The sequence below is a fragment of the Pseudoxanthomonas sp. SORGH_AS_0997 genome, from assembly GCF_031453535.1.
Taxonomy (GTDB): Bacteria; Pseudomonadota; Gammaproteobacteria; order Xanthomonadales; family Xanthomonadaceae; genus Pseudoxanthomonas_A; species Pseudoxanthomonas_A winnipegensis.
This window is the reverse complement of sequence record NZ_JAVIZI010000001.1, coordinates 3,578,565-3,598,133: the sequence shown is the minus strand read 5'-3', so window position 1 is coordinate 3,598,133 and position 19,569 is coordinate 3,578,565. Positions and strand designations below refer to the sequence as shown.

The following is a 19,569-nucleotide window of genomic DNA, read 5'->3' as shown; positions in this document are numbered from 1 at the left end:
CGTGCTCCCCTGCCTCGCCCTGACCGCCCGGGCCCTCGCATGACCTACTCCCTCGCCCCCCGCACCGAAGCCAGCGAACGCGCCCTGGCGACCACCCAGGGGCAGCCCTCGCGCGACGGCGCGGTGCTGGGCGCGCGCCTGGCCCAGCGCTATGCCGACCGCATCACCGGGCGCTTCACCCTGCCCGGGCGCGAGGGCCGCTACGCGCCGATCCCGGACGATGTGCCGCGTGCGCTGGCCGACGCACTGCGCGCGCGCGGCATCGAGCAGCTGTACGCGCACCAGGCGCAGGCCTGGGCCGCCACGCAGCGCGGCGAGCACATCGCCGTGGTCACGCCCACCGCCAGCGGCAAGTCGCTGTGCTACACGCTGCCGGTGGTGAGCGCGGCGATGCGCGGCAAGGCCAAGGCGCTGTACCTGTTCCCGACCAAGGCGCTGGCGCAGGACCAGGTGGCCGAGCTGCTGGACCTCAACCGCGCCGGCGAGCTGGGGGTCAAGGCCTTCACCTTCGACGGCGACACGCCGGGCGATGCGCGCCAGGCCATCCGCCTGCATGGCGACATCGTGGTGTCCAACCCGGACATGCTGCACCAGGCGATCCTGCCGCATCACACCAAGTGGGCGCAGTTCTTCGAGAACCTGGCCTTCGTGGTGATCGACGAGATCCACACCTACCGCGGCGTGTTCGGCAGCCACGTCACCAACGTGCTGCGGCGGCTGAAACGCATCTGCGCCTTCTACGGCGCCAACCCGCAGTTCATCCTGTGCTCGGCCACCATCGGCAACCCGCAGGCGCATGCCGAAAGCCTGATCGAGGACCGCGTGCATGCCATCACCGAGTCCGGCGCACCGACCGGGGACAAGCATGTGCTGCTGTGGAACCCGCCGGTGGTCAACGCCGACCTGGGCCTGCGCGCCTCGGCGCGCTCGCAGTCCAACCGCATCGCGCGCATCGCGATCAAGTCGGGGCTGAAGACGCTGGTGTTCGCGCAGAGCCGGCTGATGGTCGAGGTGCTGACCAAGTACCTGAAGGACATCTTCGACCACGACCCGCGCAAGGCGCCGCGCATCCGCGCCTATCGCGGCGGCTACCTGCCGACCGAACGGCGCGAGGCCGAGCGCGCGATGCGCGACGGCCGCATCGACGGCATCGTCTCGACCTCCGCGCTGGAGCTGGGCGTGGATATCGGCAGCCTGGACGTGGTGGTGCTCAACGGCTATCCGGGCAGCGTGGCGGCGACCTGGCAGCGCTTCGGCCGCGCCGGCCGCCGCCAGCGCGCCAGCCTGGGCGTATTGGTGGCCAGCTCGCAGCCGCTGGACCAGTACGTGGTGCGACACCCGGAGTTCTTCGCCGACGCGCCGCCCGAACACGCGCGCACCGCGCCGGACCAGCCGCTGATCCTGTTCGACCATATCCGCTGCGCGGCGTTCGAGCTGCCGTTCAATGCGGGCGAGGCCTTCGGCCCCATCGACCCGCTGATCTACCTGCAGGCCCTGGCCGAGAGCGAGGTCGTGCACCAGGAAGGCGAGCGCTGGGAGTGGATCGCCGACAGCTACCCGGCCAACGCGGTCAGCCTGCGCTCGGTGGCCGACGGCAACTTCGTGGTGGTCGACAAGACCAACGGCAAGCAGACCATCATCGCCGAGGTCGACTACTCGGCCGCCGCGCTGACCCTGTACGAGGGCGCGATCCACATGGTCCAGTCCACGCCCTACCAGGTCGAGCATCTGGACTGGGAAGGACGCAAGGCCTTCGTCACCCGCACGCACGTGGACTACTACACCGACAGCATCGACTACACCAAGCTCAAGGTGCTGGAGCGTTTCGACGGCGGCCCGGCCGGGCGCGGCGATGCCCACCACGGCGAGGTGCATGTGGTGCGGCGCGTGAGCGGCTACAAGAAGATCCGCTACTACACTCACGAGAACATCGGCTACGGCCCGGTCAACCTGCCCGACCAGGAGCTGCACACCACCGCGCTGTGGTGGCAGCTGCCGCAGGCCACGCTCGGCAAGGCCTTCGCCTCCAAGCAGGACGCGCTGGACGGCTTCCTCGGTGCCGCCTACGCGCTGCACGTGGTCGCCACGGTGGCGGTGATGGCCGACGCGCGCGATCTGCAGAAGGCGGTGGGCAATGGCGATGGCGCATGGTTCGCGCTGGCCGACCAGACCGGCCGCGGCCAGCTGCGCGGCGCCGATGGCACCGAAGGCGTGGTGGAGCTGGAACAGGCCTTCGTGCCCACCGTCTACCTGTACGACAACTTCCCCGGCGGCGTGGGCCTGAGCGAACCGCTGTGGCAGCGCCAGGCCGAACTGGTGCAGCGCGCCGGCGAGCTCGTGCAGCGCTGCGACTGCAGCGCCGGCTGCCCCGCCTGCGTCGGCCCGGTCCTGGCCGCGCACGAGGACGGCAAGGGCGCCTCGCCCAAGACCCTGGCGCTGAAGGTGCTGGCGCTGCTGTCGGACCTGGAAGCGCATGCACGGCGCGAAGCGTCCTTCGACGGCGAAGCGGTGTTCGCGCCGATCGACCCCGCGCCGCAGATGCTGGATGAAGACCGTCCGGCCCGGGAGGCGCGGTCGTGAGCATGAGCCTGGAGCGCCTGCGCGCGCTGCGCAGGCAGGCCGGCGATCCGACGGTCCGGCAGGCGCCTGCGGCGCCGAGCGCCGCGCCTGCTGCTGTTGAAACGGCACAGGACAGTGCCGCCAAGTCCCCTCGACCGTTGATCGCGTCGTCTAGCGCTGCTCCACCACGCGAGAGGCAGCGCGCATTCGACCCATCCGATCGCCCCAGCTCCGCTTCTGCCCACTCCCTTTGCGAAGCAAGGGGAGCTCGAGATCGCGGCGAGCGATTGAGGGGTAGGGGTCAAGCTTTTGATCTTGATCCAAAGTCCACACGCCCGATGCACCTGGGGACACCCTCGACACCCGCCGCCAACGACACCCAACCACCGCGCAGCCTGGACGCCCTGCGCCGACTGATCGCCACCCGCGAACGCAAACCCGGCACGACGCCGGTACCGGCACGCAAGCCGGCCTCACTGGACCGCAGCCTGCCCGGGCGCGAACTCTCGCCCGGCCTGCACCTGATCGAGGCCTTCCTGCCGCAACCCATTCCCCGCGCGGCCCTGTCGCTGGCCTTCGCCAAGCGCCACGAAGAAGCCGTGCATCCGCGCGACCTGCTGTTCTTCGATACCGAGACCACCGGCCTGGCCGGCGGCACCGGCACCCGCGCCTTCATGATCGGCGCGGCGGACTGGCATGTGGACGCCGACGGCGGCGAAGGCCTGCGCGTGCGCCAGCTGATGATCTCCACCATGGCGGCCGAAGCGCCGATGCTGCGCGCCTTCGCCGGCTGGCTGTCGCCGACCACGGTGCTGTCCAGCTACAACGGCCGCTGCTACGACGCGCCGTTGCTGAAGACGCGCTACCGCCTGGCGCGGATGGCCGAGCCCCTGTCCGCGCTCGACCATGTCGATCTGCTGTTCCCCACCCGCCGCCGCTATCGGGGCACCTGGGAGAACTGCCGCCTCGCCACCATCGAGCGCCAGCTGCTGCGCATCGTGCGCCAGGACGACCTGCCCGGCGCCGAGGCGCCGGCCGCGTGGCTGTCGTTCCTACGCGGCGGCAGCGCCGGCAACCTGCGCCGCGTCGCCGAGCACAACCACCAGGACGTGGTCACGCTGGCCCAGTTGTTCCAACGGCTGGTGCAGGCCGAAGCCGACGATCGCGAGGTGCTGTCGTTCGAAGAGGCGCCGTAGCGCGCGACGCGCTCAGCGGCCGAGGGCGCCCATCGACTCGTGCTGCTGCGGGGCCTGCCGCGCCTGCGCGGCCGCCTGCTGCTGCAGGGTTCGGCTCTGCTCGGCCTGGCTGAAGGACTGTTCGACCGGCGCCTGCACCGCCTCCTGCGTGGACACGGACGTGCGCAGATGCGCCGGATCGGCCGGATTGCCCTGCACGGCGAACACGCGTTCGCCGGCGCGGGACTGCGCGCCCTCGATGCTCAGATGCACGCCATCGACCCGGGTCATGCCCGACTCGACGGCCTTGGCGTAGAGGCTGGCGCTCATGCGTTCGCTGGCCGCATCCGGCGTGCGGCCCAGACTGGCATCCAGCCGGGCCACATGCCCCTGGATCTGCTGGAACATCGGGTCCAGCCGCAGATCCGCATGGCCAGGCAGCGGCACGGAGACCGGCTCGACCTCGCCACCGACCTGCCCATGGCGCGCCTCGCGCCCATGGCCCAGCACATCGGCCATGCCGTGGACGACGTTGCGCGGCAGGGCCAGGCCCTGATGCACCAGATGGATGTCGTTGCGGTACTTGTCGATCATCGGCCGATACTCGGCGTAACGCGCCGCGTCCTCGGCGTTGATGATCGAGCCGCCGCCTTCGGGATTGGTCGGCAGGAAGTTGCTGCTGTAGTGCGCGGCGACCCCGACACCGAGCGCCACGCCGAACGGATTGCGCAGATCGGTCAGCACGCGGTGGTCGTTGGCGTAGCCGTGGCCCTTGAGCGCGGCGATGTCCTGCTCGGTCGCGTAGGTGCGAACCTCGCCGTAATGACGGCTGGCGGCGCTCACGAAGTCGGTCGCGCGCACGTGATTGACGACGTCCTGGCCGCCTTCCGGGATGTGCCGCGTCAGGCCCGCCGCGCCGTATGCATCGAAGGTCTCGCCCTTGAGGCCGTACTCGTACGCGGTGATCTGGGCGAGCGTTCCGCCGAGGGAGTGGCCCACGACGATGGGACGCGACGTCAGGTAGCCGCGCGCCTCCAGTCGCTCGTACTCCTCGATGGCGCTGCGAGTGAACGCTGCGGCATCGGCCGCTTGGCTGTTGACGCCAGCGAGGACCATCCCGCCGTCCGCGACGATGCCGTCTTTCACCAGTTGCCGGTCGAACTCTGTCCCGCGATGGGCCACCACCAGTTCGCCCGTTTCGATGTTCTTGTAGAGCGTGCCTTGGTAGCCACTCGGCCGAGAGACTTGATCGACGATGGCATAACGCGCGCCATCGGCGGTCACGCCCTTTTCCCATTCCTCCCGGGGATGAAACTGGTATGCGTCCGCTGCCAGTATCGCTCTCGCTTCCGTCGAGACCGTCATGATCGTTCCTACTTGGTAGAGATGATCAGGGTGAAGAGCTGGTCGCGCACTTCGGGTTTAAAGCGCGACGGCGACTCCTCGCCTGGATATGCGATGCCGCTCCGGTCAGAACTGGCATAGGCACTCCTGGGAAAGTACGCACGGACCTCATGCGCGTGCTGAAGGTCCTCATGCCAGAGGTGGTAGGAAAAACTCGGCGAGTCCGGCTCCTCGCTCTTGAGCAACTTGAACTGCGTTGTCACCAGCGACCAATGGCAGACACCGAGTCCGTAGTAGTCCTCGTCCTTCAGAAGCCCGTCGTAGATCGTGCCGCGATAGGTGCCGTCGGCCTGCTTCGCCAGCTCGACGGGCACCCACTCCAGCAGGCTGGCGCGAGTGCCTGCCATGCCCCCGAGATCGGGACGACAGGCGGGGTCCAGCACTTCGTACTGCATGGCCGCCTTGACCACCTCGAACGGTCCCGGCGCATCCTTGATGGCCACGGTGACCTCGTACGCCGTGGGATGCGGATTGCGGTGGATGACCGGCTTCGGGGGCTGGTTGTCCTTGACGTCCACATGGGTGCGCGGGACTTGGCTTTGCATGGGCGTGGATCCACAGGCGGTGGCGACAAGCGCCAGAAGAAGGCCGGGCGCGATGACCGATGCGGATTTCATGGGCAGCGTCCTTGGCGACGAGGAGATCGGCCTGCTCCGAGCAGGCAGGCCGATCTAAGCGCACTTCTGGGGCGACTTCAACCTGCGCCGGGGCGCGTGTCGGGCCCCGGCCCGGCGGCGCCCTGCACGCATTTTCGCCAAGGCGGCGGCACCGACGACCCGCACTGCGTCGCCGCGCGCAGCCGCCCCAGGGCGGGCACGCGCATACGCCAGGTCTGGCGTCCTCCTGCGCAAAGAAGCCAAACCGAACTCGGGCCCGCCGAATCACAGCCCCGCACGAGCGATGGCATCCGCAGCGCATGGCCAGCTGACAAATTGGTCACTTAGCTGAACACGCCTCGGGTTGGCGCTAGACTGCGCCGCAGCAAGCATCTGGCCCTCCCCGCCAGCGAATCACACTCGCTCCTCGGGGATTGCACATGAAGACTTCCGCAGGCCTGCTGGCCCTGCTGCTCTGCCTCGGCGCCGCGCGCGCCGCCGCGCACACGCCTTATCTGGCGCCCAGTACCTTCTCGCCTCAGCCCGGCCAGACCATCGCGGTCGATGCCGCCTTCGCCGAAATGTTCTTCGTGCCCGAGGCAGCTTTCGACCAGACCACGCTTTCCGTCACCTCGCCGGACGGCAGCGTCGCCCCGTTCGAGCGGACGGTGACGATGAAGACGCGGGTCGCGGCCGAGCATACCCTGCCCAAGATCAGCGGCACCTATCGCCTGGACAGTGGGCTGCGCCACGGCGCGACCTTCCGAGTCTGGGAGGTGGACGGCAAGCAGGAATCCAGCCGTGACGCGCAGGCGCCCATCCCCGCCGGGGCCAAGGTGTTGTCCAACTTCCAGGCGCTGACCCGGGCCGAGGCCTATGTCACCGTCAAGGCGCTGGATCGCCGGGTGCTGGCCGCGCGCGGGCAGGGTCTGGAGTTCGTCGTATCGACCCATCCCAATGACCTGTACGTGGGCGAGTCGTTCGCGTTCTCCGTGCACTACGACGGCAAGCCGCTGGCCCACCAGGCCATCGAAGTCACCGAGGCGGTATGGACCTCGGACCGCGAGCCCGAGGTCGTCACGCTGACCAGCGATGCGCAGGGGCGGGTCGTGCTGCCGCTCAAGCGCGCCGGGACCTGGGTGGCGCTGGCCCGCCATCGCACGCCGGCCCCCGCCGGTGCGCCAGTGGCCGAGTACAGCAACAGCTACACGCTGACCTTCCGCGTCCTCAATCCCTGACCTGCCTCGAGACCACCCCCATGAAGACCCGCCTGCTGACCGGCGCCTGCCTGTGCGCGCTGCTGGCTCCGATGCTGTGCCATGCCCAGCACAGCGCAACACCCCGTCCGCTTGTCGGCGGACACGGCGAAGACGTCCAGCGCTTCATCGCCCAGCACACCGAGAACGGCGAGCAGCGCCTGACCTGGGAGGCGTTCGACGCCTTCCGTCGCGCGCGCTTCGATGCCACCGACGGCAACCATGACGGCGTGCTGGACGAGGCCGAGTACGTGGCCGAATTCGCCGCGCGCACGCGGCAGCAGCAAGCGCAGGAGTACCAGGACGCGCTCAGGCAGACCGACGTCCGCTTCAGGAGTCTGGATACCGACCAGGACGGCGCGATCAGCCGCGCCGAGTTCGACGCGGCCGGCGCGCAATCCTGGACGGCCGGGCAACGCGCGCTCAGCGCGCTGGACGCGCCCGGCGTGTTCCCTGCCGAGGAGCGCGCGGCGCGGCGCAATCGCCGCGCCATGCCCAGCAGCCACACTGCCGAGGGCTTCCTGGCGCTCTACGACACCGATCTGGATGGTCTGGTCGGCCGCCAGGAGTTCGACCTGGTGCGTGCCGCGCAGTTCGAGCGCGGCGACCGCGATGGCGACGGCCGGCTTTCGGCGCAGGAGTACCGCGAGGAATTCAAGGCGCGCCTGGATGCGCACCTGGCCGCCCTTCCGGTCGATGATGGCCGTCAGACCCGGGTGCGCTTCGGCGTGCTGGACAAGGACAAGGATGGCCGCATGACCTTCGAGGAGTACCAGGTCTCGGGCAAGCGCACCTTCGACCTGGTCGACCGCAATCACGACGGCGTGGTGGATCTGGCCGACGCCAGGCTGCCGGCGCCGCCACGTCCGCCGCGCCCGGCGGCACCCGCTGCCGCGCCCGAGCCGTCCTGAGCCAACGCGCCTCACCGACCGTCAGGTCGGGGCCGTGATGCGCGTACGCCGTACGCGCGTCGGGGTCCTTCCATGTCTTGCCCATGCCCGTGGCGCCGCCATGGGTATGCCACCGCTCGCCACCGCCACGCCCCGCGACCGATCGCGCCGCAGCCAGAACCGCCGCAAGGCGCCCCTTTTCCTCTGACTGTGGAGCCCTCCCATGAAACCCTCCCCCCGCGTGCTGGCGATGGCCATCGCCTCGTGCCTCGCCCTGCCCAGCCTGGCCGCCACACCGGCCGACGCCGATGATCCTCAGACCCTGGACACCATCGCGGTGAAGGCCAAGCGCGAGAAACAGCGCTCGACCAACCAGAACGTCGTCCAGATGGACGCGGCGCAGCTGCAGCAGGAACAGGCCGAGAGCATGGAGGACATCGTGCGCTACATCCCGGGCGTGAGCATCGCCGACATGGGGCGCTTCGGCGAGAACGGCTTCAACATCCGCGGCCTGGAAGGCGACCGCGTGGCCATGACCATCGATGGCCTGTCCATGGCCGAAGGTCTGGAGACCGCGCGCAGCTACGAGTTCTTCCGCGCCGGCCGCGGCGGCGTGGACGTGGATTCGCTCAAGAGTGTGGAGATCATCAAGGGTGCCGACTCGATCACCGCCGGCAGTGGTGCCCTGGGCGGCGCGGTGGTGTTCACCACCAAGGACCCGTACGACTACCTCAAACCGCAGGGCAACGACACCTACCTCGGCTTCAAGGCGGGCTATACCGGCTACAACGACCAGAAGCTGGGCTCGATCAGCTTCGCCAACCGCACCGGCATCGTCGAATCGATGCTGCTCTACACCCGGCGCAAGGGCCACGAAGCCGAAGGCTGGTACGACAGCACCGCCGTCAGGACCGGCAGCGCGCGGCGCACCCCCGACCCGATCGATCACGACAGCACCAACCTGCTGGGCAAGGTCGATGTCGTGATCAGCGATGCGCATCGCCTGGGCGTGGTCTATGAACGCAATCGCGTGGACAACCTGGTGAACAACCTGTCCCGGGTCAGCGCGCCGAGCTACCTGCAACGCTGGGGCGACGATCACAACGACCGCGACCGCTACGGCCTACGTTACCTCTGGACCGCCAACGCCGCCGGGTTCGACACGCTGGAGCTGCAGGCTGATCGCCAGCAGACCCAGAGCCGTGGCATCACCCGGATCGTCACCGGTTCGGGCATGTCGTCCACGCCAGCGACGAGCAAAAGCACGCGTTGCACGCTCGCGGTCACGTGCTGGCGTGCGGAGAACCGCCACACCGACCAGACCCTGGATCGGGTGTCCTTGAACCTGGACAAGCAGTTCGGCGCCGGCGTCGCCCAGCACCGCCTGGCCTATGGGGCGGCCTGGCAGCAGCGCGCGGTGGATTTCTCCGCCATCGATTACCGCTGGAACAACACCGGTGCGCTCGACACGGCGACCGTGGACCCCTCACAGGTCCCCAAGACCGATGCCGACACCTGGAACCTGTTCCTGCGCGACCGCCTCGGCCTGCATGGGGACAAGCTGCAGCTCACCCTGGGCGCGCGTTACGACCACTATCGCTATTCGCCACGCCTGTCCGAGACCTTCGTCGATCCCACCGGGACCGTGCGCGAGGTCACCTTCTCCGCGCCCACCTGGCAGACCGGCATCAGCTACGCCTTCCTGCCCGAACACACCTTGTGGTTCCAGGCCGGACGCGGCTTCCGCGCACCCACCACCGGTGAAATGTATGCGCCCACCAGCACCACCGAGCTGACCGTGGCGAGCACCGGCCAGACCGTCTCGGTGCCCACCATCGCCGCCAACCCCGACCTGAAGGCGGAGAAGAGCCTGAATATGGAACTGGGCTGGCGCTGGGAGACCGCCAGGGTGTTGCTGGGCGTGTCGGTGTTCCGCGACCGCTACGACGATTTCATCGACACCCTCGCCAGCACGATGAATGCCGAGACCCAGTATCGGAGCTGTAACCGTGGTGTGTGCACCGTGCGCAACGGCTACAGCGTCACCTCCACGGTCAACGTCGGCCAGGCCGTGATCAAGGGCGCCGAGCTGGAAGGGCTGTGGCGCCTGGACGACCACTGGCTGCTGCGCGGCGCGTGGACCCACAACCAGGGCGAGCTGCACAACGGCACGCCGCTGAACGCGATCAACCCAGACCGTGGCGTGGTGGGGCTGAGCTGGCAGGGCCTGGACAACCGTGTGCGCGTCACCGGCAACCTGACCCATTCGCTGGCCAAGAAGCGCGCGGACGTGGCCGAGACCAGCACGGTTTCCGGCGGCACCGCCGAGCCGTTCCTGAGCGATGCCTACACCGTGTTCGACCTGTTCGGCAGCTATCGCATCAACGACCACGTGCGCCTCAACGCCGGCGTCTACAACCTGTTCGACGCGCGCTATTACCAATGGGCACGGATCCGCAACGTGACCCGCGGCGATTTCCCCCTGTACGGCTATGCCACCGACGCGGGCATCGGCCGCTACAGCGAGCCGGGCCGCAACGTGCGCTTCACGGTCTACGTGGACTTCTAAAGGCCTGCAGCGCACGGCGCGCACGCCGCGCGGGAGGGCCTTGCATCACGGCCCGGGCATCTTTGCCTTGCATGCACTAGGCAAAGCGCCCGGGCCAGCGACCGGTCGCGCCCAGCACCAGATGCGGCACGCCGTCGGAGGTCTTCTGCGGCGATCGCCCGTGCGCATCGACCGTGGCGCGCACCAGGCTGCGCAGGTTGGAGAAACTGGCGAACCGCACCGTATCCACCGGCGCATCGAGCCTGATCTCGATCCGGAACAAGTCGCCGACGGCAGACAACGTCACGACGCGGCCGGTGAAAGGCTGCCCCAGGTAGCGCCCATGCACCCGCGCGTTCAAGTCCAGGGCGGGCAGCCCTTGCTGCCGCGCCAGACGCGCATGCAAGGTGTTCCAGTCCTTCGCGCCGTGCTGGGCGGCGATCGCCTCCAGCGCCTGGGCATGACGGATCGCCGTCCCCTGCGCCTGCAGCGCCAGGCGCAACGCCTTGGCCTGGCGTTTGGCTTCGACGAGGGTCAGGGTCATGGCGTCCCCTCGCGGGTCGCATCGCCAACCGGACCTCGCCCACGGCGCAGACGCCAGACGACAAACACGGCGCACAGCAGCATCGCGTCCGCCAACGGAAACGCCCACCACAGCGCGCGGCTGCCCCACGCCGCGACGCAGATCAGGACCAGTGCCGGCGTGAGCACCCAGGGCTTGAGCAGCGTGAGCAGCGCCGCCTCGCGCGCCCTGCCCGCCGCCTGGACGGACAGCGCCAATACCAGCAGCGGCCCGGAGCAGACGTAGAACAGCAGCTGTGCGTGCAGGATTCTGGCGACGTCGTGGGCGACCTCGCGCGAGGGGGTGAACCACCACCCCAGCTCGGCACCGCCGGCCAGCAGCACGACCGCCACGCACAGGCACCAGGCCGCGGCGGCGACCATGCCCAGACGCACGCACGCCGTGGCGCGCTGCGGGAGGCCCGCGCCCAGGTTATGGCCCACGATCGTCTGCACCGCCAGCGCCATGGCCATCTGCACCAGGAAGGCCAACCCCATCAGGCGGGTCACGATGCCATAGGCCGCCAGCGTCGTCTCGCGATCCGGCGCCGTGCGCAGCGCCAGGATCACCGTCGCCGACACCACGACGGTGCCCAGCAGCCCCAGGCTGACCGGCAGGCCCAGCAGCAGCATGCTGCGCCAGGCCTGCGCGGGAATCGCGCCGGGTCGCGGGGGCGTCGGCAACCCCCGCACCGCGCGCCGGCGTGCGGCGACCAACAGGACCAATCCCACGGCCTGCGCCAGCAGCGTGCCGAGCGCGGAACCGGCCACGCCCAGGCCGCACCCTGCGATCAGCACCGCGTTGGCCGCGATGTTGACCAGGTTCATCACGACCGAAAGCCGCGCGATCAGGGCGGCGCGGCCCTCGGTGCGCGAGGCGTCGGCGTAGACGCCGAGCAGCAGCTGCAAGGGCGCGGCCAGCGCGATGACGCGCAGGTAGTCGTGACTCAGCTGTGCCACCCGCGTGCCACCGCCTGCCAGCGCCGCCGCAAGCGGCCTGCCGCACACCAGGAACAGCGCCATCAGCCCGAAGCCGATGACCACGGCCAAGGCCCGCGCCGCGCGCAGGTCGTCGGCCGCTGCGGCGTGTTGCCCGGCACCCAGGTGGCGGGCCATGCGGCTGGACAGGCCACCGCCCACCAGCGCGGACAGCGCCGTGGTCAGCATGACCAAAGGAAAGAGCGCGCTGACGGCCGCCAGTGCGTCGGGGCCGACAAAGCGCCCGACGAAGACGCCATCGACCGCATTGAGCAGGCCGCCCAGCGACAACACGATCGCCATCGGCAGGGCGTTGGAAACGAATAGACGGCCAACCGGCGCCGTCAGGAACGGCTGCGCCGCTCCGGCTTGCTGGGCGTGTCGGGACGACATCGCTCACTCCTCATCTGAGGCATTTCGATGGAGGTGGGCGCTTGCGTTGCCCACCTGCGAAATGCTTCGAGGGTGAGGGTTCACTGCTTCGGGGCTTCACCGTGACATGGCGTCAGCAAGCGGCCGGTGCCCGAGACCGGCGCGCATCTTACCCGACAAGCCGCCGCCGCTGTCGCGGCGAAGCGGATGGAAGCCGCTGCGGGACGCTGGTTCATGCCCGAGGGCTGACGAGGACGGCCCCTGAGCGTGCCGCTCAGGTAGATCGCTCCAAGCTTCGATTCGCGACGCGTTCCGTCGCCGCTGCTCGCCTCACTGACGGGATGCCGGCCTGCAGCGTCTGCTTCGCTCTCACCGTCGCCGTGGCCCAGCGAGTGCCGAGACCGGCCGCGGTGCCGCGATTCGAAGAACCCGGAAAGCATTCGGCACCCGCATCATGCGGGTGCCGAAGCCTCGTTCACGACCCGCCCGCTTCTCGCACCAAGCACTCAGCCGTCGATGGGCTGGGCGAGGCCGCTCTGGAGGGTCTGGTTGATGATGAGCTCCGCCTCGCGTTGCGCGCGTGCGCTGGCGGCGGCCTGCTGTTTGCCCAGCACGGCCTGCTGCTGGCCCAGCGCCTCCTGCTGGCGGGACAGCTCGGCCATCTCGCGTTGCATGGCCGGGTCGTCCATTTCCGCGCGGGCCTTCTCGGTGGCGCGGTGGGCGTCCTCGATGGCCTTGCGTGCGGCGGCGCTGTCGCCGCCGGCCAGGCTCAGCTGCGCCTCGCGCACAGCGAGATCACCCAGGCGACTGCCGATCTCGCCCATGCGCCCGCCGATGCGGCCCTGCCGTTCGCCCAGCGCGCCCTGTTGCTCGCCAAGCTTGCCCTGGGCCTCGCCAATGCGAGAGGTCTCGGCATACACCGCCTTGAAGCGCGACAGGGTGGCCGCGTCGCGGATCACGTAGCTCTTGCCGGCGCGACGCACGAACAGCACGCCCTTGCCGTCGTCCAGCGCGCGCGCCCGGCGCAGATCTTCGGAAGACCCGCTCATCGTGCTCTCATTGCCCTGCACCAGCACGTAGGCGTCGCGGCTGGCGTCATGCGACTGGTGGAACAGGCCCCGGGTGCTGAACGCCGTGGCCGGCGGCTTGGGCGGGGCCGGCGGCGCAGGAACCGCGTCTGCCGGCGGCGCGGGCGGCGGCGGCGGCGGCGGAGCGGGAGGCGCCAGCAGGGCACGCATGCCGGCCGCCCGGGCCGCAGGTGCCGCGGGCGCGGCGGCGGCGGCCGGTTGCGCGGCGGCAGCGGGCTTGGCTTCGGCTACCGGCGTCTGCGGGGCCGGCGCGGCCGCCACCAGCCGCAGCGGAGTGACGCCGGCCACCGCAACACCGGCCAGGATCAGGGCCGCGCCGATGCGCGGGAAGGAGTGTGTGTTCTGCAGCATGAGCAGTCTCCGTTTGAGGCTGAGGAAGGACGGCGATGCACTGGCCAGGCCCGCGCCCGGTCTCGGCGCGACGCCGAGGCGGACCAGCAGGCGGCCGTAATCGCCGCGACAGTGACGGTTGCCGGCGATCACCGCGGCATCGACGGCGGCCTCGCGGGCCACGCCGTATTCGCGCACCGCGTAATGCACCAGCGGATGGAAGAAGGCCACGTGCTGGGCCAGCGCGGGCAGCAGGCCCCACCACAGGTCGCGGCGACGCAGGTGGACCAGCTCGTGGGTGAGGGCCATGTCCAGCTCGTCGTCGCCGATGCGGGCGGCTTCGCGCGTGGGCAGCAGCAGCACCGGGCGCAGCACGCCGACCAGCTGCGGCGAGCTGATCTGGCGCGACAGCCGCAGCGGCGGTGCGGTGCGCAGGCCGTGGGCCTCGGCCGCCAGGCGCAGGGCGCCGGACAGCACCGCGTCGTCGCAGGGATGCGAGGCGCGCACCAGCGCGCGGCTCGCGCGCCAGGCCAGCGCCGTGCGCAGGCCCATCACGACGATCCCGGCCAGCCACAGCGCCAGCAGCACCGTCTGCCAGGTCGGCAGCGTCCACAGCGGCGCGCTGATGGGCACAGAAGCAAGCGGCGCGACCGGCGCGAGAACGAGCGGCGCGGTCGCTTCGGTCGCAGGCATGAGGACGGCCGATGCGCTTGCGGCGGCCGGCAGCCACGGCAGCTCCAGCGGCGCGGCGACCAGGCCGATCACCGCCTGCAGCGCCACCGTCCACCACAGCCAGCATTGCGTGGACGCCGGCAGGCGCGGCAGCGCGCGGCACAGCGCCCACACCAGCGCGACCAGCAGCGCGGTCTGCACGCTGGTCGTGGCCAGGCGCGTGATCAGTTCCGAGGCGAAGGCGTCCATGCTCAGCCCCCCTTGCGCTGCGACTGCAGCTTGGCGACCAGCGCCTCGAGTTCGGCCAGCTCATCGTCGCTGACCTCGCTGCGCTGGGACATCCACGCCACGAACGGCGAGACCGAGCCCTGCAGCGTCTTCTCCACGAAGCTCTGCACCGCGCCCTGGACCACCGCGTCCTGGCCGGCCGTGGCGGCGTAGCGGTACACGCCGTCGACCTGCTTGCGCCGCAGGTAGGCCTTGGTGCGCAGGCGCTCCATCATGGTCAGGACGGTCGAGCGCGCCAGCCCGCGCGCCTCGCCGAAGCCAGCGGCCACCTCGCCTACCGTCGCTTCGCCCTGCTCGCCGATGTACTGGAGCAGCGCCAGCTCCTGGTCCCCGATGCTCTTGCGGCGCATGGCCGTCTCCGGTTGCCTACATTTGTAGTCAACCTAGCCATGACGACAACTGTAGTCAACCCTGCCGGAGGTCATGGCCGACGAACGGCCGTGGGGGGGTTAGGTCTCTAAGGGAACAGTCGGCACGATGTTCGGGTAGATCCGCTCCAGGTGCGGCTCGCCGCCCTTCTCCAGGTCGGGCATCAGATAGCCGTTGACCGGCTGGGAGCGGTTGACCCACAGTGCGTAGTACAGGTGATCGGCGCGCTCGTCGCCGGTGTTGGGGTGCAGCAGGATGGTCAGGCCCAGGCTGTTCAACTGCAGCCACGGCACCACCACGGGCAGCAGGTCGTTGGTGAAGCCGAAGTAGAACGATGGGGTGACGTGCGGGCCGCGCGGCTCCAGGTTCCAGTTGCCCAGCTCCACCGGGAAGCGCTCGGCGGTCCAGCGGCGGATCAGCGCGGCCTTCTCGTAGGTGTCCTCGTCGAAGTAGATATGCGCGTGATAGCTCTTCACGTCGGTATAGGCGCGCGGCCTGGCCGGCAGCGTCTTCTCGCCGGGCCGGATGCTGCGCGGACGCGGCGTAGGCTCGGCGGCGGTGTGCTCGCCCCAGGGGCTCTTGCCCGCGTCCGGCGGCGGCACGAGGGCGCGGAAGCCGGGCTTGCCCGGCGCGGTGAAATTTTCGCCAGCCGCCGGCGCCGCCGCGGCGCCCTGTGCCGACAGCGCCAGCCCACCGGCGGCCAGCGCGCTCGCGCCGATCAGGCGCCGCCGCGCCGGCGACAGCAGATCGGCCCAGTCCTGATCCTGCGGCGTGTTGCGCACCAGGCGCCCGTGGCGGTCCACCAGGCGGTGGGCGTGTTCCTCATCCTGCGGGCGCAGGGCGTCGTCGTGCGTGGCAGACATCGTGCAGGTCCAGGGCTTGTGCACGCACCCCATGCGTGCTTCGCGGCCATGGTAGGCAGCGCATCGGACCGCCCGATATGGCGATCGCGCATGAGCTCATGCGTTGGGCATGCCCAAGTCGTCGCCTCCAAGTTGCCTTGAGTCCGGGCGGCTTGAGCTCGGCTCATTCAAGTCAGACTGAAGATCGACCCTGCATCGCGAAGCCCGATCCGGGCGAGTGGAGGAGCGACCCGCCGCTCAACACCCCAGAAAGCGCAGCCCCACCCCTGGCTCGGTCGCCAGGTACTTCGGCGCCAGCGCCGAATCGCCGAGCTTGGCGCGCAGCTTGCCGACCAGCACGCGCAGGTAGTGGGTGTCCTCGGTGTGGGTGGGGCCCCAGACCTCGCGCAGCAGCTGCGGCTGGGTGACCACGCGGCCGGCGTTGGCCACCAGCAGCGATAGCAGGGCGAACTCCTTGCGGGTCAGCACCACGGGGGCGCCGTCCAGGTGCACTTCGCGGCGGACCAGGTCGATGTGCAGGTGGCCGTCGTCGAACAGCGGCGGCGCGCTGGCGTCGGCCACCACGTGCTGGCGCAGCAGGCCGCGCACGCGCGCCATCAGCTCCTGCGTGCCGAAGGGCTTGGTGACGTAGTCGTTGGCGCCGCCGTCGAGCGCGGCGACCTTCTCGCTCTCGGCGGCGCGCACGCTGAGCATCAGCACCGGCACCTGGCTCCACTGGCGCAGCTGCGCCAGCACTTCGTGCCCATCCAGATCGGGCAGGCCGATATCCAGGATCACCAGGTCCGCGCCCTGCGTGGCCAGCGTCTCCAGGCCGGCGCGGCCATCGGCCGCCTGCAGCACCACGTAGCCCTGCGCCCGCAGGGAGATGTCGAGGAAGCGGCGGATCTGCGCTTCGTCGTCGATCACCAGCACGCGCGCGGGCGTGGTGGGGGGTTCAGTCGTCGTCGGCATCGTTGCGGGGCGGTGGCTGCAGCAGCGGCAAGGTGATGCGGATCAGCGTACCGCGCCCATCCTGACCGGGAAGTGCCTCCACGCTGCCGCCGTGCGCGCCGATCATGCCCTGGCAGATGGTCAGCCCCAGGCCGGTGCCGTGGCGGCCACGGTCGCCGCGCTCGACGCTGTAGAACATGTCGAAAATGCGCGCGCGCTCGTCCTCGGGGATGCCCGGGCCACGGTCGGCCACATCGATGCGCAGGCCGCCGGGCGCCAGCTGGGCCGACACGCGCACCGCTTGGTCCGGTGGGGAGAACTTGGCCGCGTTCTCCAGCACGTTGAACACCGCCTGCTCGACCAGCGCCGGATGCACCCACAGCATCGGCAGCTCCGGCGCCAGCGCGGTCTCCACGCGCACGCCGGGCTGGTAGCGCTGCAGCCGGCGCACGGCCGAACCGATCAGCTCGTCCACGCCGATCCAGTCCCGGTTGAGGGTCAGGCCGGTGTGGCCCAGGCGGGTCATGTCCAGCAGGTTCTGGATGTAGCGGTCCAGGCGCTCACCTTCGGTGAGGATGGTGTCCAGCAGCGCGCGCCGGTCCTCGACCGGCATGGCCTGGCCGTAGCCGGACAGGCTGCTGGCCGAGCCGATCATCGCCGCCAGCGGCGAGCGCAGGTCGTGGCTGACCGAGGACAGCAGGGCCGAGCGCAGGCGCTCGGTCTCGCCGCTCATGCGGGCATTCTCCAGGTCGCCGACCAAGCGCGTGCGCAGGGCGGCCTGGGCGATGTCCTCCACCATGGCCTCGGCCAGGCGGCGGCGCTCCAGCCCCGGGGGCGAGGGATCGTCCATGCGCAGCCCGGCCACGCCGATGGTGGTGCGCTCGCCGGCGGTCATCGGCACGAACCACCAGCCCGCGCCGGCCAGGGTGTCGGTATGCCGGCCGCTGGGCGCGCCGTGGCGCTGGGTCCAGGCCGCGGCGGCATGGTCGGTGTCGCCCAGCGCGGCGGTGGGCGCGGCCTCGACCTGCTCGCCCACGCGCAGCCAGGCCTGCGCATCCAGCGCGCGCTCCAGCGCGCGGCGCCCGGCCTGCAGCACCTGGCCCAGGTCGGCCGCCGTGGACAGCTCACGCCCCAGCTGCTGCATCGCCGTGGCGTGGCGGTTGGCCGCCGCCAGCGCCAGTACCTGCATGCGCAGGCGCGAGGCCAGGCGCCCGGCCACCAGCGCGGCGGCCAGGAACAGGAACACCGTCACCACGCCCTGCTCGGCGCTGATGTGCAGGGTGAAGCGCGGTTCGATGAAGAAGAAGTTGTAGGCCAGGAAGCACAGCACGGCGCTGAGCACCGCCGCGGCCATGCGCGTGCGCGCGGCCACCACCACCACCGCGACGATGAACACCATCGACAGGTCGTCCAGCCCGACCCAGCGCTGCGCGATCCAGGCCAGCGCCACCGCGGCGACCGTCGCCAGCAGCGAGAAGCCGGCATCGTGCCGGCTCAGCCGCTGCGGCAGCGCATGCAGGCTGCGCCGCGCCCGGGCGCGCGCGGCCGGCGTGCTGACGATGTTGATCTCCAGGTGCGCGCCGCGCTGGATCAGTTGCTGGGTCAGGGTGCGGTTGACCATGCGCGCCAGCGGCCGCTCGCGGGTGCGGCCCAGCACCAGGGTGGACACGCCCGTATGGCCGGCGTGGTCGAGCAGGGCGTCGGCGATGTTGGGGCCGTGCAGCAGTTCGGCCTCGCCGCCCAGGCGGCGGGCCAGGGCGAAGGCGCGGTCGATCTCCTGCTGGCTCTCGGCATCGAACCCGCGCCGCTGTACGGTGACCACGGTCCACGGCGCGCCGCGGCGTTCGGCGATGCGCCGGGCCACGCGCACCAGGTATTCGCTCTGGCCGCCGCCGTCGATGGCCACCAGCACGCGCCGGCGCACGGGCACGCCGGCCTGGCCGCGCGCGGCGGCGTCCTCGCGCAGCGCGTTGTCCACGTGCTCGGCCGCGGTCTGCATGGCCAGCTCGCGCAGCGCGGTCAGGTTGGACGGCGAGAAGAACGCCTGCAGCGCCTGCGCCGCCTGGTCGGGCAGATAGACCTTGCCCTGCTGCAGGCGTTCGACCAGCTCGCGCGGCGGGATGTCCACCAGCACGATGTCGTTGAGCCGGTCGAACACCGCATCGGGCACGGTCTCGGACACGCGCACGCCGGTGATGCGCAGCACCATGTCGTTGAGGCTTTCCAGATGCTGGACGTTGATCGTGGTCCACACGTCGATGCCGGCATCGAGCAGTTCGACCACGTCCTGCCAGCGGCGCTCGTGGCGGCTGCCCGGCGCGTTGCGGTGCGCCAGCTCGTCCACCAGCACCAGGGCCGGCTTGCGCGCCAGCAGCGCGTCCAGGTCCATCTCCTCCAGCACCCGGCCCTGGTACTCGACGCGCTTGCGCGGCTGCTGCGGCAGGCCTTCGGCCAGGGCGGCGGTCTCGCTGCGGCCATGGGTCTCCACGATGCCGACCACCAGATCGGTGCCGCGCCGGAGCTGCTCGCGCGCGCGGCCGAGCATGGCGTAGGTCTTGCCCACACCGGGCGCCGCGCCGAGGAACACGGTGAGCTGGCCGCCATGCTCGCGTTGCAGCCCCTCGATGAGGGCGTCGGCCTGGCGGGTGCGGGGGTCGGTCATGGGGAGATTTTGCTTGGGTTGCTTTGGG

At 70.4% G+C, this 19,569-nt stretch carries 14 protein-coding genes; 5 read left to right on the top strand and 9 right to left on the bottom strand.

Annotated features, from left to right (window positions below):
• Positions 1-39 precede the first annotated feature (39 nt).
• Together QE438_RS15690 and QE438_RS15685 are read left to right on the top strand one after the other, a co-directional pair.
• Positions 40-2,580, top strand: a complete 2,541-nt coding sequence (locus QE438_RS15690) for a DEAD/DEAH box helicase (RefSeq protein WP_306994336.1) — start codon at positions 40-42, stop codon at positions 2,578-2,580.
• Positions 2,581-2,897: 317 nt separating this feature from the next.
• Positions 2,898-3,755: a ribonuclease H-like domain-containing protein gene (locus QE438_RS15685; protein ID WP_306994339.1), complete on the top strand. Its 858-nt coding sequence runs from the start codon at positions 2,898-2,900 to the stop codon at positions 3,753-3,755.
• Positions 3,756-3,767: 12 nt separating this feature from the next.
• On the opposite strand, the gene QE438_RS15680 is transcribed toward QE438_RS15685, so the two are convergent.
• Positions 3,768-5,099, bottom strand: a complete 1,332-nt coding sequence (locus QE438_RS15680; protein ID WP_306994341.1) for an XVIPCD domain-containing protein — start codon at positions 5,097-5,099, stop codon at positions 3,768-3,770.
• A gap of 8 nt (positions 5,100-5,107) precedes the next feature.
• Entirely contained in the window at positions 5,108-5,755 is a 648-nt protein-coding gene (locus QE438_RS15675; RefSeq protein WP_306994343.1) for a hypothetical protein, read from the bottom strand.
• 419 nt (positions 5,756-6,174) lie between these two features.
• Between QE438_RS15675 and QE438_RS15670 the strand changes: the two genes are divergently transcribed.
• The 3 genes from QE438_RS15670 (at position 6,175) to QE438_RS15660 (ending at position 10,449) form a co-directional block, all read left to right on the top strand.
• Entirely contained in the window at positions 6,175-6,972 is a 798-nt protein-coding gene (locus QE438_RS15670) for a DUF4198 domain-containing protein (protein WP_306994345.1), read from the top strand.
• A 20-nt stretch (positions 6,973-6,992) separates the two neighbouring features.
• Positions 6,993-7,901, top strand: coding sequence for an EF-hand domain-containing protein (locus QE438_RS15665; RefSeq protein ID WP_307184090.1), 909 nt, complete (start codon positions 6,993-6,995; stop codon positions 7,899-7,901).
• 202 nt (positions 7,902-8,103) lie between these two features.
• A complete protein-coding gene (locus tag QE438_RS15660) occupies positions 8,104-10,449 on the top strand; it encodes a TonB-dependent hemoglobin/transferrin/lactoferrin family receptor (protein WP_306994350.1) in 2,346 nt (781 codons plus the stop codon).
• A 76-nt stretch (positions 10,450-10,525) separates the two neighbouring features.
• Here QE438_RS15660 and QE438_RS15655 read toward each other — a convergent pair whose 3' ends face one another.
• The 7 genes from QE438_RS15655 to QE438_RS15625 all read right to left on the bottom strand — a co-directional run bounded on the left by QE438_RS15655 (position 10,526) and on the right by QE438_RS15625 (position 19,541).
• Entirely contained in the window at positions 10,526-10,972 is a 447-nt protein-coding gene (locus QE438_RS15655; RefSeq protein WP_306994352.1) for a glyoxalase superfamily protein, read from the bottom strand.
• The gene (locus tag QE438_RS15650; RefSeq protein ID WP_306994354.1) at positions 10,969-12,360 is read right to left on the bottom strand and encodes an MATE family efflux transporter; all 1,392 of its coding nucleotides are present in this window, start codon (positions 12,358-12,360) and stop codon (positions 10,969-10,971) included. The genes QE438_RS15655 and QE438_RS15650 overlap by 4 nt, the downstream gene beginning before the upstream one ends.
• 485 nt (positions 12,361-12,845) lie before the next feature.
• A complete protein-coding gene (locus QE438_RS15645) occupies positions 12,846-14,678 on the bottom strand; it encodes a M56 family metallopeptidase (RefSeq protein ID WP_306994356.1) in 1,833 nt (610 codons plus the stop codon).
• A 2-nt stretch (positions 14,679-14,680) separates the two neighbouring features.
• Complete coding sequence (locus QE438_RS15640) at positions 14,681-15,067, bottom strand: BlaI/MecI/CopY family transcriptional regulator (protein WP_306994358.1); 387 nt, start codon at positions 15,065-15,067, stop codon at positions 14,681-14,683.
• A 99-nt stretch (positions 15,068-15,166) separates the two neighbouring features.
• Positions 15,167-15,949, bottom strand: coding sequence for a DOPA 4,5-dioxygenase family protein (locus tag QE438_RS15635; protein WP_306994360.1), 783 nt, complete (start codon positions 15,947-15,949; stop codon positions 15,167-15,169).
• A 237-nt stretch (positions 15,950-16,186) separates the two neighbouring features.
• A complete protein-coding gene (locus QE438_RS15630; RefSeq protein WP_306994362.1) occupies positions 16,187-16,900 on the bottom strand; it encodes a response regulator transcription factor in 714 nt (237 codons plus the stop codon).
• Positions 16,884-19,541 (bottom strand): sensor histidine kinase KdpD, encoded by a 2,658-nt coding sequence (locus QE438_RS15625; protein ID WP_286576124.1) that lies wholly within the window; start codon positions 19,539-19,541, stop codon positions 16,884-16,886. The genes QE438_RS15630 and QE438_RS15625 overlap by 17 nt, the downstream gene beginning before the upstream one ends.
• Positions 19,542-19,569 lie beyond the last annotated feature (28 nt).

Coding starts and splice junctions, on each gene's coding strand:
- QE438_RS15655 (WP_306994352.1), bottom strand. CDS start 10,972: ATGACCCTGACCCTCGTCGAAGCCAAACGCCAGGCCAAGGCGTTGCGC.
- QE438_RS15625 (WP_286576124.1), bottom strand. CDS start 19,541: ATGACCGACCCCCGCACCCGCCAGGCCGACGCCCTCATCGAGGGGCTG.
- QE438_RS15670 (WP_306994345.1), top strand. CDS start 6,175: ATGAAGACTTCCGCAGGCCTGCTGGCCCTGCTGCTCTGCCTCGGCGCC.
- QE438_RS15645 (WP_306994356.1), bottom strand. CDS start 14,678: ATGGACGCCTTCGCCTCGGAACTGATCACGCGCCTGGCCACGACCAGC.
- QE438_RS15635 (WP_306994360.1), bottom strand. CDS start 15,949: ATGTCTGCCACGCACGACGACGCCCTGCGCCCGCAGGATGAGGAACAC.
- QE438_RS15690 (WP_306994336.1), top strand. CDS start 40: ATGACCTACTCCCTCGCCCCCCGCACCGAAGCCAGCGAACGCGCCCTG.
- QE438_RS15680 (WP_306994341.1), bottom strand. CDS start 5,099: ATGACGGTCTCGACGGAAGCGAGAGCGATACTGGCAGCGGACGCATAC.
- QE438_RS15675 (WP_306994343.1), bottom strand. CDS start 5,755: ATGAAATCCGCATCGGTCATCGCGCCCGGCCTTCTTCTGGCGCTTGTC.
- QE438_RS15665 (WP_307184090.1), top strand. CDS start 6,993: ATGAAGACCCGCCTGCTGACCGGCGCCTGCCTGTGCGCGCTGCTGGCT.
- QE438_RS15650 (WP_306994354.1), bottom strand. CDS start 12,360: ATGTCGTCCCGACACGCCCAGCAAGCCGGAGCGGCGCAGCCGTTCCTG.
- QE438_RS15685 (WP_306994339.1), top strand. CDS start 2,898: ATGCACCTGGGGACACCCTCGACACCCGCCGCCAACGACACCCAACCA.
- QE438_RS15630 (WP_306994362.1), bottom strand. CDS start 16,900: ATGCCGACGACGACTGAACCCCCCACCACGCCCGCGCGCGTGCTGGTG.
- QE438_RS15660 (WP_306994350.1), top strand. CDS start 8,104: ATGAAACCCTCCCCCCGCGTGCTGGCGATGGCCATCGCCTCGTGCCTC.
- QE438_RS15640 (WP_306994358.1), bottom strand. CDS start 15,067: ATGCGCCGCAAGAGCATCGGGGACCAGGAGCTGGCGCTGCTCCAGTAC.